Below are 2,016 nucleotides of genomic sequence, written 5' to 3' on the forward strand. Positions count from 1 at the left end.
ACCGTGGCAATCGCGTTGCCGGCGTAGATCGGCCGGGTGAACGTGTCTTCGCTTTCGACCGAGAGAATGTCGCTGATCTGCATGACGTCTAGCAGGGCTGCGACGCGCGGGGCGATATTCTTGCCGGTGGTGGTGGCTGGCGCGAGGAACGCGTCATGCGTTTCCATAAGGCTGGCAATCAACGGCGCGGCGTTTTCCGCGAGCTGGTTGGCGAGTGCCGGATCGTCCGCAACGTGGACGGTGCTGACACCGGCGACCTTGGCCGCCTGTTCGCCGACGCTGGCACAGCCGGAGCCGATGACCAGAGCGTGGACTTCGCCCAGTTGCGATGCGGCGGTGACAACGGCCAGCGTCGCGTCTTTCATGTTCGTGTTGTCATGTTCTACGAGTACAAGAGTTTTCATCAGATCGCTCCCACAGCTTTGAGTTTCGCGACCAGCGCATCGACATCTTCGACCTTTTCACCGGCTTGGCGCACGGGCGGTTCGGTGACCGTGATGGTGGTCAGGCGGGGCGAGATATCGACGCCGTAATCGGCGGGGGTTTTTTCATCCATCGGCTTTTTCTTTGCCTTCATGATGTTCGGCAGAGAGGCATAGCGCGGTTCGTTGAGGCGCAGGTCGGTGGTGACCACGGCGGGCAGGTTCAGCTTGACCGTCTGCAGACCGCCATCGATTTCGCGCTTGACGGTGATGCTGTCGCTGTCGAGTTCCACCGTATTGGCGAACGTGCCCTGACCCCATCCGAGCAAGGCTGCAAGCATCTGGCCAGTCTGGTTCGAATCATCGTCGATCGCCTGCTTGCCGCAAATCACCAGCTTCGGTGATTCTTCGGCAACGATTTTGGCGAGGATCTTGGCAACGCCCAGTGGTTCGACTTCCTCGTCGGTCACGACCAGGATCGCGCGGTCGGCGCCCATGGCGAGCGCGGTGCGCAAGGTTTCCTGGGCCTTTTGCGGGCCAACCGAAACCGCGATGACTTCTTCGGCCTTGCCCGCTTCTTTGAGGCGAATGGCTTCTTCGATAGAAATCTCGTCAAACGGGTTCATCGACATTTTGACATTGGCGAGATCCACGCCGCTGCCGTCGGACTTGACCCGCGGTTTTACGTTATAATCAATCACCCGCTTTACGGGCACCAGGATTTTCATTGCTGTTTCCTTTATCTAATTTCTCGAACTGAATAGCTTACGTTCACGTAAACGTCAAGTTTTGCGCTGCGGTGCAGCATTGTTGATTTCGGCGTGGACGGTGTTTTGATTACCGTCCGTTCAGGCCGCTGCTTTAACCTGTGCTACAATCTTTTTCGCGGCATCGCCGAGATCATCGGCCGACACGATCGGCAGGCCACTATTAGCCAGAATTTCTTTGCCCTTCGCAACGTTGGTGCCTTCAAGTCTAACCACCAATGGTACGTCGAGATCGACTTCCTTGGCCGCGGCAACAATGCCCTCGGCGATGATGTCGCATTTCATGATTCCGCCGAAGATGTTGACAAGAATGCCTTCTACTGCCGGATCGGCGAGGATGATCTTGAATGCCGCCGTCACTTTTTCCTTGGACGCCCCGCCACCAACGTCGAGGAAATTCGCCGGAAAGGCGCCGTTCAGCTTGATGATGTCCATCGTTGCCATCGCCAGACCGGCGCCATTGACCATGCAGCCGATATTGCCGTCGAGCTTGATAGAGGCGAGATCGGATTTGCTCGCTTCGACTTCCGCCGGATCTTCCTCGGTCTCGTCGCGCAATGCCGCGAGATCGGGGTGGCGCATCAGCGCGTTGCCGTCGAAGCTCATCTTGGTGTCGAGTACGATCAGTTGCTGATCCTCGGTTACCACCAGCGGGTTAATCTCTACCATTTCGCAATCCATCGCCATGAACGCGTCGTAAAGTTTCTTGCCGAGCTTCTGCGCCTGCTTGTTGAGGTCGCCCTTCAGTCCAAGCGCGAACGCGATGGTCCGGCCATGATGCGGCATGAAGCCCTGCGCTGGATCGATGGTGATCGTCTTGATTTTTT

General features: G+C 57.5%; 2 protein-coding genes and 1 pseudogene. All 3 read right to left on the reverse strand.

The genetic code is table 11. The features are described 5' to 3' along the window. A pseudogene (locus WBM93_RS10330) lies at positions 1–404 on the reverse strand (electron transfer flavoprotein subunit alpha/FixB family protein); the annotation flags it as partial. Continuing rightward, positions 404–1,150, reverse strand: coding sequence for an electron transfer flavoprotein subunit beta/FixA family protein (locus WBM93_RS10335; protein ID WP_424431562.1), 747 nt, complete (start codon positions 1,148–1,150; stop codon positions 404–406). The gene WBM93_RS10335 and the pseudogene WBM93_RS10330, both read right to left, overlap by 1 nt. Before the next feature lie 120 nt (positions 1,151–1,270). Then, on the reverse strand, positions 1,271–2,016 hold a 746-nt coding region (locus WBM93_RS10340), incomplete at its 5' end, for a succinate--CoA ligase subunit beta (RefSeq protein WP_424431564.1).

The organism is Parasphingorhabdus sp. (genome assembly GCF_049667325.1).
Taxonomy (GTDB): Bacteria; Pseudomonadota; Alphaproteobacteria; order Sphingomonadales; family Sphingomonadaceae; genus Parasphingorhabdus.

Coding starts and splice junctions, on each gene's coding strand:
- WBM93_RS10335 (WP_424431562.1), bottom strand. CDS start 1,150: ATGAAAATCCTGGTGCCCGTAAAGCGGGTGATTGATTATAACGTAAAA.